This window comes from Streptomyces lycii (assembly GCF_009735685.1).
In the GTDB taxonomy this organism is placed as follows: domain Bacteria; phylum Actinomycetota; class Actinomycetes; order Streptomycetales; family Streptomycetaceae; genus Streptomyces; species Streptomyces lycii.
This window is the reverse complement of sequence record NZ_WHPN01000208.1, coordinates 1-14103: the sequence shown is the minus strand read 5'-3', so window position 1 is coordinate 14103 and position 14103 is coordinate 1. Positions and strand designations below refer to the sequence as shown.

Annotated in this window: 13 protein-coding genes; 10 read left to right on the top strand and 3 right to left on the bottom strand. The window is 72.5% G+C overall.

What is annotated here, in order from left to right:
* Positions 1 to 15 precede the first annotated feature (15 nt).
* Together GCU69_RS08490 and GCU69_RS08485 are read right to left on the bottom strand one after the other, a co-directional pair.
* Positions 16 to 252: a DUF397 domain-containing protein gene (locus tag GCU69_RS08490; protein WP_098750312.1), complete on the bottom strand. Its 237-nt coding sequence runs from the start codon at positions 250 to 252 to the stop codon at positions 16 to 18.
* Positions 253 to 1113, bottom strand: coding sequence for a helix-turn-helix domain-containing protein (locus tag GCU69_RS08485; protein ID WP_098750311.1), 861 nt, complete (start codon positions 1111 to 1113; stop codon positions 253 to 255).
* 251 nt (positions 1114 to 1364) lie between these two features.
* On the opposite strand from GCU69_RS08485, the gene GCU69_RS08480 reads away from it, so the two are divergent.
* From GCU69_RS08480 to GCU69_RS08465, 4 genes are all read left to right on the top strand, one after another.
* Entirely contained in the window at positions 1365 to 1829 is a 465-nt protein-coding gene (locus GCU69_RS08480; protein ID WP_257155592.1) for an ATP-binding protein, read from the top strand.
* Positions 1829 to 2302, top strand: coding sequence for a hypothetical protein (locus GCU69_RS08475; protein WP_235978331.1), 474 nt, complete (start codon positions 1829 to 1831; stop codon positions 2300 to 2302). The genes GCU69_RS08480 and GCU69_RS08475 overlap by 1 nt, the downstream gene beginning before the upstream one ends.
* Before the next feature lie 146 nt (positions 2303 to 2448).
* Complete coding sequence (locus GCU69_RS08470) at positions 2449 to 3384, top strand: glycoside hydrolase family 43 protein (RefSeq protein WP_156205546.1); 936 nt, start codon at positions 2449 to 2451, stop codon at positions 3382 to 3384.
* Positions 3381 to 4802, top strand: coding sequence for an RICIN domain-containing protein (locus GCU69_RS08465; RefSeq protein WP_156205545.1), 1422 nt, complete (start codon positions 3381 to 3383; stop codon positions 4800 to 4802). The genes GCU69_RS08470 and GCU69_RS08465 overlap by 4 nt, the downstream gene beginning before the upstream one ends.
* Positions 4803 to 5050: 248 nt before the next feature.
* On the opposite strand, the gene GCU69_RS08460 is transcribed toward GCU69_RS08465, so the two are convergent.
* Positions 5051 to 6046, bottom strand: coding sequence for a LacI family DNA-binding transcriptional regulator (locus GCU69_RS08460; protein WP_098750358.1), 996 nt, complete (start codon positions 6044 to 6046; stop codon positions 5051 to 5053).
* Positions 6047 to 6320: 274 nt separating this feature from the next.
* Here GCU69_RS08460 and GCU69_RS08455 point away from each other — a divergent pair, with 274 nt between their 5' ends.
* From GCU69_RS08455 to GCU69_RS08430, 6 genes are all read left to right on the top strand, one after another.
* Positions 6321 to 7247 carry a carbohydrate ABC transporter permease gene (locus GCU69_RS08455; protein ID WP_156205544.1) on the top strand — a complete coding sequence of 309 codons (927 nt, stop codon included), beginning with the start codon at positions 6321 to 6323 and terminating at the stop codon, positions 7245 to 7247.
* Positions 7248 to 7250: 3 nt separating this feature from the next.
* Complete coding sequence (locus GCU69_RS08450; protein WP_098750306.1) at positions 7251 to 8192, top strand: carbohydrate ABC transporter permease; 942 nt, start codon at positions 7251 to 7253, stop codon at positions 8190 to 8192.
* A 158-nt stretch (positions 8193 to 8350) separates the two neighbouring features.
* A complete protein-coding gene (locus GCU69_RS08445) occupies positions 8351 to 9685 on the top strand; it encodes an ABC transporter substrate-binding protein (RefSeq protein ID WP_156205543.1) in 1335 nt (444 codons plus the stop codon).
* Between the two features lie 17 nt (positions 9686 to 9702).
* Positions 9703 to 11778 (top strand): beta-galactosidase, encoded by a 2076-nt coding sequence (locus tag GCU69_RS08440; protein WP_098750304.1) that lies wholly within the window; start codon positions 9703 to 9705, stop codon positions 11776 to 11778.
* A gap of 249 nt (positions 11779 to 12027) precedes the next feature.
* Positions 12028 to 12819: an ABC transporter ATP-binding protein gene (locus tag GCU69_RS08435; RefSeq protein WP_098750303.1), complete on the top strand. Its 792-nt coding sequence runs from the start codon at positions 12028 to 12030 to the stop codon at positions 12817 to 12819.
* Positions 12820 to 12822: 3 nt separating this feature from the next.
* Positions 12823 to 14103: ABC transporter permease (locus tag GCU69_RS08430; protein ID WP_156205542.1), on the top strand; the 1281-nt coding region annotated here is incomplete at its 3' end.

The following is a 14103-nucleotide window of genomic DNA, read 5'->3' as shown; positions in this document are numbered from 1 at the left end:
GGCCACCGGTCGGGCTCAGGATAGAAGGAAATCGGCCTGGCCCGCCTTGGCTCCGTCGATGAACGCGGTGATCTCACCGGGCGTGCAGATCAGCGCGGGGCCGTCGGGGTCGGCGGACTGGCGCAGGGCGACCCTGCCGTCCGGAAGCCGCCTGGCTTCGACGCAGTTGCCGCCGTTGCCGCCGCTCCACGGCTTGAACCAGCCCTCGGTGCCGAGGTCGGTGGCGCGCATGCCGTTGTAAATGCGGTCCATCTACAGCTCCTTGCGGACATCCCGGAGGATCTCCCTCGTGCGTTGTGCCGTGGCCGCCTGGGCCGACATGCGGTCCAGGACCTCGAGGTGGGAGGCCACCTCGGAGCGTTCGTCCAGGTAGACGGCCCCCGTCAGGTATTCCGCGTAGACCATGTCCGGGAGTTCGGGCAGGCCGAAGCGGAAGAGGACGAAGGGGCCGTAGGTGCCCGGGTGGCAGCCGGCGGAGAACTCGGCGATCTGGAGGGTGACGTTCTCCATCTCGGCCGCCCGCAGCAGCACCTCGGTCTGCTTCCGCATGATCTCCGGAGTGCCGACCGGGCGGCGCAGCACCGTCTCGTCCATCAGCACCCACAGGTGCGGGGCGTCGGGCCGGGTGAGCAGGTTCTGCCGCTCCATCCGCAGCGCCACGTGGCGGTCGACCTCGGCGGGGCCGTTGCGGCCGACGGCGCCGGTCCTGAGGATGTGCCGGGCGTAGTCCTCGGTCTGCAGCAGCCCGGGCACGACGTGGGGTTCGTAGGCGCGGATGATCCGGGCCGCGCCCTCCAGGCTGACGTACACGCTGAACCAGTCGGGCAGCACGTCGTGGAACCGCTGCCACCAGCCGGGCCTGTTGGCCTCCTCGGTCAGCCCGACGAAGGTCTCGGCGTCGGGGCCCGCCACTCCGTAGGCCTCCAGCAGCAGGCGCACGTACGGGATCTTCAGCGCGACCTCGGCCGTCTCCATTCTGCGCACCGTCGCCGCGGTGACATGGAGGACCTTCGCCGCGTCCTCACGCTTCAGCCCGGCCTTCTCGCGCAGGTGCTGAAGTCTCTTGCCCAGGACGAGCTGGCCCACGGTCGGAGCCGACCGCGGCTCACTCACCTTGTGTCTCCCCTGCAGCGGTCACCATGTCCGGCAGTGTGCCACGGCCAACGCGCCGCGAACACCCTGCACTTGCAACTCTGCATTTTTCACAGTGCTTCTTGCCAACTGTCCCGGACGGCGAGCATAGTGATGCAGTGACACAGTTCACTTGGCTGCGGCGCCGGGGTCGCTCCGCGTTTCCCGGCCGCCGCCTTCCCGTGTGAGGAACGAGCGTGGCTTCTGCCGAGGCACCACCCGCGCCTTCCGGCGTGCCGGCCCCTCACCGGGACCCGCGGGGGAGGTTCAGCCTGCCCGCGGAATCCTCGTTCGTGGCCCGGGCACGCCACCGGGCCCGCGCCCGGCTCGCCGAGTGGGGGGTGGACACCGACACCTGTGACACGGCCGTGCTGGTGGTCTCGGAACTGTTCACGAACGCGGTGGTGCACACGGACAGCGAGTCGGTGGTCTGCGAGATCCGGCTGGAACCGGAAGCCGTGGAAACAGGGGGCGGACACGTGCACATCACGGTGCGCAGCCAGGGGCTCGCACGCACGGCGGCGGACACCCGGCCGCCCTGCGAGGAACACGGTCGCGGGCTGCTGCTCGTCGAGGCGGTGAGCACGGCCTGGGGCATCCGGGAGAGCGTGCCGGGCCGCGGCTGGACGGTGTGGGCGCGGCTTCCGCTCGGCACGGGACGGCGGGACCGCGCGCCGCGCGGCGGTGTGCCCTGCTGATGCTGTCCTCACGCATCCTCGGCCTGCTGGCCGGCATCGCGCAGGACACCGCCGGACGGAGCGCCGGGATCCCGGCGGGCGGGCGCCGTGTCAGGCTGAAACTGCCGTCCGCCCTCTCCACCCCGCTCGGCTACGACGCCGTGGGCGTGTCCGCGCATCTCGGGTTGCGCGTCCAGCGCCTGCTGCCGCGCACGGGCTGTGTCTTCACCGATCCCGACCGCTGGTGGTGGATCGTGCCGGCGCGGGCGGACATCGGCATCTCGTGGGCCCCGCTGGCCCGTTACTCGCCCGACGCCCTCGTCACCGGCCCGGCCGCCCCGGAGGCGCGGCCCCGGCTCGCGCACTGGCCCGAGGACGGCGTGCCGTACACCCATCCCATCCTGCTGTACATCGCGCTCTGCCAGGCCGCCGGGGTGCGCCCGGACTGGACCGGGGTCACTCCGGCGGGCCTGCCCCGGCCGTTGCCCCGTTGACCTCCCCGTAGCACGGCTCTACGGTTTCGCCGTCCGGCACGGCGGATCGCGTTCGGCGCGGCGAACACCGGTCGGCGCGGCGCGGTCCGGACCGCCCGGGCTTTCCCGGCACCACGCATGCCCCCCACCGGAAGGCAGACCCCCACATGAGCCGCAGACCCCCACCCGGCCGCAGGCTGTTACTGAAGGGCGCGCTCGCAGCCGGCGCCCTCGCGGCCGTGCCGGGCACCGCCCACGCCATGTCTCCGGCCGCACCGGCACCGCACGCCCCGGCACCCTCCGCGCCGGCGGCCGCGCGCTACACGATGACGGCGTTCACCAACACCAGCGAATCGAACATGTACGTGTACGAGTCCTCGGACGCCACCACGTACACCCTGCTCAAGGGCCCCGCCTACACCCCGCCCAGCGGCCTGATCCGGGACCCCAGCATCATCCGGCGCGGCGACGGGGACTACTGGATCGTCCACACCACCGACTGGACCGGCAACACGATCGGCTTCGCCCGCAGCGCGGACCGGGTGAACTGGGAGTTCGCCGGCACCCACACCCTGCCGACCACCGGGACCGCCCGCACCTGGGCACCGGAGTGGTTCGTGGACGAGGACGGCTCCGTCCATGTCCTCGTCTCCCTCGACCTGACGGGCGACTACACCTTCGTCCCGCATCTGCTGAGCGCCACCGGCACCGGTCCGGGCGACTGGAGCGAACCCCGGCCGGTCGCGGGCCTGGACACGTCCAACTACATCGACACCTTCGTCGTCCGGCACGACGGCCGCTACCACGCGATCACCAAGCAGGAGACCACGAAGTACCTGGAGCACGCGGTCGCGGACCGGCTGGAGGGGCCGTACACCTTCCTCGGCACCGGCGACTGGGCGGGCTGGGGCAGCTGGCGCGAGGGCCCGGCCCTGGTGCGGCTGCCGGACGGCGGCTGGCGCGCGTACTTCGACGGCTACGCCGAGCAGAAGTACTGGTACAGCGACAGCCACGACGGGCTCACCACCTGGACGCCGCTCCGCGAACTCCCGGGGCTGACCGGCTTCGCCCGCCACTTCACCGTGCTCAAGGAGGACGTGTGACCCGCCTGCGCTCCGCCCTGCTGGCCCTGGGCCTGGCCCTCGCCTGCGCGCTCTCCCTCACCGCCTCCGCGCAGGCCGCCCCCGTGACCGTCACCAACGGTGTCCAGTTCACCGACACCGCGGGGAACCCGCTGCACGCGCACGGCGGCGGCGTCCTCGAAGCCGACGGCTATTACTGGTGGTTCGGCGAGAACCGCAACGCCGACAACACCTTCCGCTACGTCTCCGCCTACCGCTCCACGGACCTGAAGAACTGGGAGTTCCGCAACCACGTCCTGACCCAGGCCAGCGACCCGGAGCTGGCCGTCGCCAACATCGAGCGGCCCAAGGTCGTGTACAACGACCGCACCGGGCAGTTCGTGATGTGGATGCACAAGGAGAACGGCAGGGACTACGGCGAGGCCCGCGCCGCCGTCGCCACCTCCTCCACCGTCGACGGCGACTACACCTGGCGCGGCTCCTTCCGCCCGCTCGGCGAGCACATGTCCCGCGACATCACCGTCTTCAAGGACACGGACGGCACGGGCTACATGGTCTCCGCCGCCCGGGAGAACTACGACCTGCACATCTACCGGCTCACCGACGACTTCACCCAGGTCGCGCAGCTCGTCGCCAACCCGTGGCCGGGCGGCCACCGCGAGGCGCCCGCCCTCTTCCGGCGCGGCGGCGTCTACTTCATGCTGACCTCCGGCGCCACCGGCTGGAGCCCCAACCAGCAGAAGTACGCCACCGCGACCTCGCTCGCCGGGCCGTGGAGTTCGATGACCAATGTCGGGGACGGGACGGCATACGGCTCGCAGACCGCCTACGTGCTGCCCGTGGAGGGCAGCCGGGGCACCTCGTACCTCTATCTCGGCGACCGCTGGGGCAACTCCTTCGGCGGCAGTGTCGGCGACTCCCGCTACGTCTGGGCGCCGCTGACCTTCCCCAGCTCCACCAGCATGTCCATGGAGTGGTATCCCGAGCTGGAGATCGACACCGAGGCGGGCACGGTCACCGGCCGCGGCGGCCCGTACGAGACGCTGACCGCGCGGCACAGCGGCAAGTGCGCCGACGTCACCAGCCAGTCACTGGAGCCGGGCGCCCTGCTCAAGCAGTACAGCTGCAACGGCGGCGGCAACCAGAAGTTCTGGCTGAAGGACACCGGCGGCGGGTACGTCCAGCTGATGGCGCGGCACAGCTCGCTGTGCGTCACCGAACCGGGTTCGGGCGCCATGCAGCAGCAGCCCTGCGCGGGCGCACCGACCGCCGCGCAGCAGTGGCAGGTGTCCGACGCGGGCGGCGGCCACGTCACCCTCACCTCGCGGGCGACCGGCGAGTGCCTGGACGTCTCGGACAGCTCGACGGCCGACTCCGCGACGATCATCACCTACAGCTGCAACGGAGCCCACAACCAGCAGTGGCGGCGCGGCAGCTGATCCGCGCACGGGGCGTACGCCACCACGCGCCGCGAAGCGGGCGTGCGTCACCGCGTGCCGCTCGCCCGCGCACCGCGGACCGCGGACCGGGCGTACGCCACCGCGCACCGCGGACCCGGCGTGCGTCACCGCGTGCCGCTCGCCCGCGCACCGGATGTACGCCCCGCACGCCGGGCGTGCGCCGCCGCTCCGCGCTCAGCCGCACACGGCCGCAGCGCCGCACCGCCACAGCGCCGCCCGCCGGGGCCTCACCGGTCTCCGGCGGGCGGCGCCCCGGTGGACCGACGGACCACCAGCCGGGTCGGTACGAGCGTCGTGCCCCGCTCGGGGCTCTCGCCCCGCACCTGCCGCAGGACGCCCTGCACACAGCGCCGTCCGACCTCGGCGAAGTCCTGGTGGACGGTGGTCAGCGGCGGCACGAAGGACCCGGCCTCCGGGATGTCGTCGAAGCCGAGCACGCTGACGTCACCGGGCACCGACCGGCCCCGCTCGTGGAGCGCGCGCAGCAGTCCGAGGGCCATCTGGTCGTTGGCCGCGAACACGGCGGTGCAGCCCGGTTCCCCGGCGAGCCGCAGCCCGGCCCGGTACCCGGACTCGGCCGACCAGTCGCCCCGCGCCGGTTCGGGCACCTCCCGCCCGGCCTCCTCCAGGGCGGCCCGCCAGGCACCGGCGCGCCGCTGCGCCGCGAAGGACTCCTCGGGCCCGGCGAGGTGCCAGACGGTGCGGTGTCCCAGGTCCAGCAGATGCCGCACGGCGGCCCGGGTGCCGCCGACCTGGTCGGTGTCCACGACGGTGTAGCGGTCCCCGGCGTCCGAGTCGGCCACCACGACCTGCACGTTCGGCGGCAGCGACACCGTCACCGCGTCCAGCAGGTGCACCTCCATGATCACGATGACGGCGTCGACGGCTAGCTCGCCGAGCCGCGTGAAGGCCCCCCGCACCTCGTCCTGTGTCGGCACGGCGACGGGCAGCAGGGTGATGGCGTACCCCTCGTGTGCGGCGGACGCGGCGATCGCCTCCAGGGTGCGCACGTTGCCGGTGCTGGACAGCGAGAAGAGGATGACGCCGATGGTGCGGAACTCGCCGCGCTTCAGCGCTCGGGCCGCGCTGTTCGGCCGGTAACCGATCTGCTTCATGGCGGCGAGGACCTGGCGCCGCGTCTCCTCCGTGACGCCGGGGAAGCCGTTCGAGACGCGCGAGACCGTCTGCGAGGACACCCCGGCCAGCCGGGCCACGTCCGCCATCGAGGCCCGGCGTCCCGGGTGCCGGGCCCCGGCCGCGCCGGACGGAGCCGCCGGCCCCTCGTCCCGCTGTGCGAATCCCGCGGTCTCGTCCACGCGTGCCCTCTCGTCCCGGCCCCGGCCCGCGCGGATTCCCGCAGAGCCTCTTGACCCCTCTCAGCAGGCAGTGTAGACATCTCGCCAATCCATGGTTACGTAAACATCAGCTGCTCCGGTGCCGCGTCCGACGGTCGTGTTTACGTGAACAAATGTCCCCGCGAGCGATCGAGGAACGACCATGACGGCCTTGTCACCGCCGGGGGCGGCCGAGCGCCCGGCCCTGCTCGCCCGTAGGCCACGCGACCGGCGGCGCTGGGCCGGCTGGGGCTTCATCGGACCGTTCCTGGCGGTCTTCGGCCTGGTCTTCCTCGCGCCGATCGGCTACTCGCTGTATCTGAGCCTCTTCCGCGACCAGATCATCGGCGGCACCACCTTCGTCGGCCTGGAGAACTACGGCGACGCCCTCGCCGACCCGCAGTTCTGGGAGGGGCTCGGCCGGGTGACCGCGTTCCTCGCCGTACAGGTGCCGGTCATGCTGGGCATCGCGCTGCTCGTCGCTCTCGCCCTGGACAGCGGCCGGCTGTACGGCAAGGGCTTCTTCCGGATCTCGATCTTCCTGCCGTACGCGGTCCCCGCGGTGGTCGCCACCCTGATGTGGGGCTTCCTCTACAGCACCCGCTTCGGTCTCGTCGCCAACATCGACGACGCCCTCGGGGTCACGCTCCCCGACCCGCTCTCCCCCGACCTGGCGCTGGCCTCCATCGGCAACATCGTCACCTGGGAGTTCACCGGCTACAACATGCTGATCTTCTACTCGGCGCTGCGGGTGGTCCCGCAGTCCCTCTACGAGGCCGCGGAGATCGACGGCGCCGGGCAGCTCCGGGTCGTCCGCTCGATCAAACTCCCCGCCATCCGGGGCGCTCTGGTCATCGCGACGATCTTCTCGATCATCGGCAGCTTCCAGCTCTTCAACGAACCGAGCATCCTGCAGAAGCTGGCGCCCAACGCGATCACCACGTACTTCACGCCCAACCTCTACACCTACGAGCTGTCCTTCGCCGGCCGGCAGCAGAACTACGCGGCCACGGTCGCGATCATCATGGGCCTGATCACCATGGTCATCGCCTATGTCGTCCAGCTCCGCGGCATGCGAAAGGACGTCTGACCGATGGCAGCCCCCGCCTCCGCCCCGTCCGCAGCCCCGCGCGGGCGCAGCAGGACCGCACCGCCCCGGCTGCGCGCCCCGCGCCGGCCGCGCTCCCGCACCCGCCCCCGCCGCAGCGTCCTGCTGACGGTGCTGACCGGACTGGTCCTGCTCTACAGCCTGGTGCCGCTGTTCTGGCTCGCCGTGAACGCGACCAAGACCCAGGAAGGGCTGCTGGGCTCCTTCGGCCTGTGGTTCGCCGGCGACTTCGCGCTCTTCGACAACATCGCACAGACCCTCACCTACGACGACGGCGTCTTCGTCCGCTGGCTGCTGAACACGCTGCTCTACGTGGTCCTCGGCGCGGGCGGCGCCACCTTCCTCGCGGTGCTCGGCGGCTACGCGCTCGCGAAGTTCGACTTCCCCGGCAGGCGCGCGGTCTTCGCGGTGGTCATCGGCGCGGTCGCGGTGCCGGGCACCGCGCTGGCCGTGCCCACGTTCCTGATGTTCAGCGAGATGGGCCTCACCAACACCCCCTGGGCCGTGATCGTCCCGTCGCTGATCTCGCCGTTCGGGCTCTATCTGATGTGGGTCTTCGCGACAGAGGCGGTCCCCACCGAGCTGATGGAGGCCGCGCGGATCGACGGGGCGAGCGAGCTGCACACCTTCTTCCGGGTCAGCCTGCCGCTGCTGTCCCCGGGCATCGTCACCGTGCTGCTGTTCACGATGGTCGCGACCTGGAACAACTACTTCCTGCCGCTCATCATGATCAAGGACCCGGACTGGTATCCGCTGACGCTCGGCCTCAACGCGTGGAGCGCGCAGGCGCAGTCGGCCGGCGGCGAGGCCGTCTTCCATCTCGTGGTCACCGGTTCCCTGCTCACCATCGTGCCGCTGATCGCCGCGTTCCTGCTGCTCCAGCGGTACTGGCGGTCGGGCCTCGCCGCCGGGGGCGTGAAGGACTGACGCCCCCGCCCCGGCCGGCCGGTGCCGCCACCGGCGCGTACGCCGCCGGCCCGGTGCACCGCCGGCTCTCCAACCTGTCCGTCGCACCCGTCCGTAGCACCTGTCCGTCGCACCCGTCCATCGCACCTGTCCGTCCCACGACGAAGCGAGATGAAGCCATGGTGAAGAGAAACCGCCGCCTGCTGCGCGGCACCGCAGTGCTCTGCGTGCTCGCCCTCGGCGCGGCCGCCTGCGGATCCGCAGACGACGAGCAGGCCTCCGAGGGCTCCCCCGCGGACGTCGAGGCGGCGCTGAAGAAGGGCGGGCAGCTCACCGTGTGGGCCTGGGAGCCGACCCTGAAGCAGGTCGTCGCCGACTTCGAGAAGAAGTACCCGAAGGTCGACGTGGAACTCGTCAACGCGGGCACCGCCGACGACCAGTACACCGCGCTGCAGAACGCCGTGTCCGCGGGCGACGGTGTGCCCGACGTCGCGCAGATCGAGTACTACGCCCTCGGCCAGTTCGCCATGTCGAAGTCCGTGGCCGACCTCGCCCCGTACGGCGCGGACAAGCTCGAGGAGGCCTACTCCCCCGGCCCGTGGAGCGCGGTCACCGCGAACGGCGGCGTCCACGGACTGCCCATGGACTCCGGCCCGATGGCGCTGTTCTACAACAAGAAGGTCTTCGACAAGCACGGCATCGAGGTCCCGGAGACCTGGGACGCGTACGTGGACGCGGCGCGCGAGCTGAAGAAGGCCGACCCAAACGTCCGCATCACCGCGGACACCGGGGAAGCGGGCTTTCTCACCAGCCTCGTCTGGCAGGCGGGCGGGCGGCCGTACACCGTCGACGGCACCGATGTGCGGATCGACTTCTCCGACGAGGGGTCGAAGGCCGTCACCGCCACCTGGCAGAAGCTGCTCGACGAGGATCTGCTCGCGCCGGTCAAGGGCTGGACCGACGAGTGGTACAAGGGCCTGGCCGACGGCAGCATCGCCACCCTGGCCGCCGGGGCGTGGATGCCCGCCAATTTCGAATCGGGCGTCAAGGGCGCGGCCGGTGACTGGCGCGCCGCGCCCCTGCCGCAGTGGGAGAAGGGGAACACCGCGAGCGCGGAGAACGGCGGCAGCTCCCTCACCGTCCCGGCGGCGAGCGGCAACAAGGCCCTCGCGTACGCCTTCACCGAGTACGCGAACGCGGGCGACGGTGTGCGGGCCCGGCTCGCGGAGGGCGCCTTCCCGGCCACCACCGAGGACCTCACGTCGAAGAAGTTCCTGGCAACCGAGTTCGACTACTTCGGCGGCCAGAAGGCCAACGAGGTCTTCGCCGAGTCCGCGAGGAACGTCGCCGACGACTGGTCGTACCTGCCCTACCAGGTCTACGCCAACTCGGTCTTCAACGACACCGTCGGCAAGTCGTACGTCTCCCGCCAGCGGCTGGCCACCGGCCTGGAGGCCTGGCAGCGGAAATCCGCCGAGTACGGCAACGACCAGGGCTTCAGCGTCAACAAGTGACGCCGGAAGGAACACGCATGAGCCACACCCCCGCCACCGCCCGCCACCTGCTGCGCAGGCCGGACGGCGACACCACGCCGAGATTCTCCTACGGCGCCGACTACAACCCCGAGCAGTGGCCCCGCGAGGTGTGGGACGAGGACGTCCGCCTCATGCGGGAGGCCGGAGTCACCGTCGTCTCCCTCGGCATCTTCTCCTGGGCCCGTCTCCAGCTCGCCGAGGACGTCTGGGACTTCGGCTGGCTGGACGAGGTCATGGACCTGCTCCACGCGGGCGGCATCGCCGTGGACCTGGCCACCGCGACCGCGTCACCGCCCCCGTGGCTGACCACGGCCCACCCCGAGATCCTGCCCGTCACCGAGCGCGGCGAGACCCTGTGGCCGGGGGCCCGCCAGCACTGGCGGCCCACCTCCCCCGTCTTCCGCGAGTACGCCCTGCGCCTGGTCACCACGCTGGCCGAACGGTACGCCGAGCACCCGGCGCTCGCCGCCTGGCACGTCAACAACGAGCTGGGCTGCCACAACCTCTACGACTACTCCGACGACGCCGCCCGCGCCTTCCGCCTCTGGCTGCGGAGCCGTTACGGCACGATCGACGCGCTCAACCACGCCTGGGGCACCGCCTTCTGGTCCCAGCGGTACTCCGGCTTCGAGGAGATCCTGCCGCCCCGGCTGGCGGCGTCCCATCCCAACCCCACCCAGCAGCTGGACTTCAAGCGCTTCTCCTCCGACGCGCTGAAGGACCATCTGCGCGCCGAGCGCGACCTCCTGCGCCGCATCACCCCGGACGTCCCGGTCACCACCAACTTCATGGTGATGAACGAGATGCGCGGGATGCACTACGCGGACTGGGCGTCCGAGGTGGACTTCGTCTCCAACGACCACTACGTCCTCCCCGGACCGCGCAGCCTGGACGAGCTGTCGTTCTCCGCCAACCTCACCGGCAACATCGCGGGCGGCCGGCCCTGGTTCCTGATGGAGCACTCCACCAGCGCCGTCAACTGGCAGCCGGTCAACCGGCCGAAGCGGCCGGGCGAGCTGGCGCGGGACTCGCTGCTGCACGTGGCGCACGGCGCGGACGCCGTCTGCTTCTTCCAGTGGCGGCAGTCAGCGGCGGGCGCCGAGAAGTACCACTCGGCGATGGTGCCGCACGCCGGGGCGGACAGCGAGGTCTTCCGCTCCGTCGCCGGGCTCGGCCGCGTGCTGCGCGAACTGGAGCCGGCCGCCGGGTCCGGCCGGGCGCCCGCCCGGGCCGCGATCCTCTTCGACTGGGAGTCGTGGTGGGCCGCCGAGCAGGACTCCCACCCCAGCTCGCGGCTGAACTACAAGCAGGAGGCGCTCGACTGGTACTCGGCCTTCCTGGACCTGGGCGTACGGGCGGACGTGGTGCCGCTCGGCACGGACCTGGACCGCTACGACGTGGTGGTGGCCCCCGTGCTGCACATGGTGCCGCAGCCGCTGGCCAAGGAGCTGACCCGGTGGACCGAGAACGGCGGGCACCTCCTCACGACGTACTTCTCCGGCATCGTCGACGAGAACGACCACGCCTGGCTCGGCGGCTATCCCGGTCCGCTCCGCGACCTGCTCGGCATCCGGATCGAGGAGTTCGCCCCGCTGCTCGACGGCGAGACCGCGGAGCTGGACGACGGCTCCACCGGCACGCTGTGGACGGACCGGATCACGGTCACCGACACCGGCACGGAGGTGCTGGCCTCGTACCGCACCGGCGACCGGGCGGGCGGGCCGGCGGTCACCCGCCGAGCGGCCGGGCGGGGCACGGCCACCTATGTCTCGACCCGGCTCGGGCCCGAGGGCCTGTGTCCCCTGCTGGCGCGGACGCTTCAGGCGGCGGGTGTGCCGGGTGACCTCCCGGAGTCCGTCCGCGGCCGGGTGGAGCTGACGGTCCGCGCGGGCGCGGACGCCGAGTTCTGGTTCCTGGTCAACCGCACCGACGAGCCGGCCGAGCTGCCGGGGGTCACGGGCGAGGTGCTGGCGGGCGACGCGCCGGAGCGCGGGGAGGACGGTGAGGCCGGGCCGCTGGTTCTCCCGCCCCGCGGGGTCACGGTCCTGCGGCGGGCGGCCGCCCGGGGCTGACGGCCGGGGACGCCCCGGGCGGCGGCCGGGTGCGGGGCGCGGGGCGGCGACGTCCCGGCCCGCGCCCCGGAGGGCGCCCGCCCGGGGCCTCCGGTTGTCCCGGGGGCAGGGCGGTTGCCCCGCCCCCGGGGTGCACTCGGCACCACCGTCCTTCCGGGTCCTGCGCCCCGTGTGCCCGCGCCGCGTGATCCGTAGCTTCGGAGCAGTGCCGCCGAACGCGGCGTCCACCGGAGAAACAGGGGGAACGACATGCTGCGACGCAAGCGGAGGACCGCGCGGGCCGGAAGTCCTGAGGCGCTGCGCCTGGTCGGGGTCGGCAAGGTGTACGGAGACGCGGAGAGCGCCGTGACGGCGCTGGACGGGGTGACGCTGGCTCTGCCAGCGGGGAGCTTCACGGCGGTCATGGGGCCGTCGGGCTCGGGGAAGTCGACGCTGCTCCAGTGCGCGGCGGGGCTGGAACGGCCGGACCGGGGCCTGGTCGTGGTCGACGGCGAGGAGATGTCGGGCGGCGGCGAGGCGGCGCTGACGAGGTTCCGCAGGGAGCGGATCGGGTTCGTCTTCCAGCAGTACAACCTGCTGCCGACGCTCACCGTCGAGCAGAACACCACGCTGCCGCTGCGGCTCGCCGGGCGGCCGGTGGACCGGGCCCGTGCCGCGGACATCCTGCGGCGGGTGGGCCTCGGTGACCGGCTGGGGCACCGGCCGGACCAGTTGTCGGGAGGGCAGCGGCAGCGCGTCGCGATCGCCCGCGCGCTGGTCACCGAGCCGGCCCTGGTCTTCGCCGACGAACCGACCGGGGCTCTGGACACCCGCAGCGCGCGGGACGTGCTGACGCTGCTCCAGCAGTCCGTACGGGAGCACGGCCGGACGGTGGTGATGGTGACGCACGACCCGGTCGCCGCCTCGTACGCGGACTCCGTGCTGTTTCTCGCGGACGGGCGGCTGGCCGGGGAGCTGCGGGCACCGACCGCGGACGTGGTGGCGGAACGGCTCGCGCACCTGGGCGACCGGGCGGCCGGCCGTCTCGCGGCGGGGGTGTGAGGCATGCTGACCCTGGCCCTGAGTTCCGTCCGGCGGCGGCCCGGACGCTTTGTGTCGACCCTGCTGGCCGCCTTCCTTGGCGCGGCCATCGTCATGGCGTTCAGCTCGCTGCACGACACGGCGGGTGCGGACGGCGTGGACGACGTCAGCGCGGAGACGCTGGGGATCACGGCGGGCGTCGTCGGCGGCTACGGCTCGCTGCTGGTGTTCTTCGCCGTCGCGTCGACGCTGACGGTGACGGTCCGGCAGCGCGCCGGTGAGCTGGAACTGCTGCGCAGTGCGGGCGCGACCCCGGCGCAGCTGACCCGGATGGTGGTGGGCGAGGCGGCGGTGGTCGGCCTGGTCGGGGCGGCGGCGGCGGTGGGGCCGGCGGCGCTCGGCGGGCGGCTGCTCGTGGAGCGGTTCCGGGACAGCGGGCAGGTCGCCGGCGATGTCGGCCACGTGTTCGGGCCGATCGGCCTGATGTCGGGAATGGGCGTGACCCTGCTGGCGTCCGTGGGGGCGGCGTTCCTCGCGGTCCGCCGGGGGCGGGGGCGCTCGGCGGGGGCGCGGGCGCCGCGCGGCCGGGTCCGTACCGTCGCCGGTGTCGTGGCGCTGGTGGCGGGCGCGGCGGGCGTGTGCACGACGTTCGCGCTGGACGCCACGGAACCGGCGCTGATGGCGCCCGCCGCGTACGGGTCGATCCTGCTGGCGCTGGGGCTCGCGTCGTTCTCCCCGGTGCTGCTGCGGGCACTGCCGGCCCGGCTCCAGCCGCTGCCCGGCGCGCTGGGCGGAGCGGCCGGTGAGCTGGCGGCGCACAATCTGCGGCAGCGGGCGGCGCAGGCGTCGGGGGTGCTGATGCCGCTGATCCTGTTCACCGGGATGGCGACGGCGACGCTGTACATGCAGGCCGCCGAGAGCGACGCGCGAGCCGCGTCGGGGCTCGTGAAGTCGGTCGACGACAAGAACCTGGAGACGGTGAACCTCGTCGTCGTCGGCGTGATCGTGGCGTTCTGCTGCGTCATGCTGGTCAACAGCCTGTACGCGGCGACGTCGTACCGGGGACGGGAGTTCGCCCAGCAGCGCCTGTGCGGGGCGACTCCGGGGCAGGTGCTGCGGACGGTCGGTGCCGAGGGGCTGGTGCTGCTGGTGACCGGGGTGTTCCTCGGCACGGCGGCCGGGCTCGCGGGGCTGGTGCCGTACTGCCTGGTCCGCGCCGACCGGGCGCTGCCGCAGGCGGGCCCCGGGATCTGGCTGGGCGTCGTGGCGGTCGCCGCGGTGGCGACGCTGGTCACCGGCCTGGGC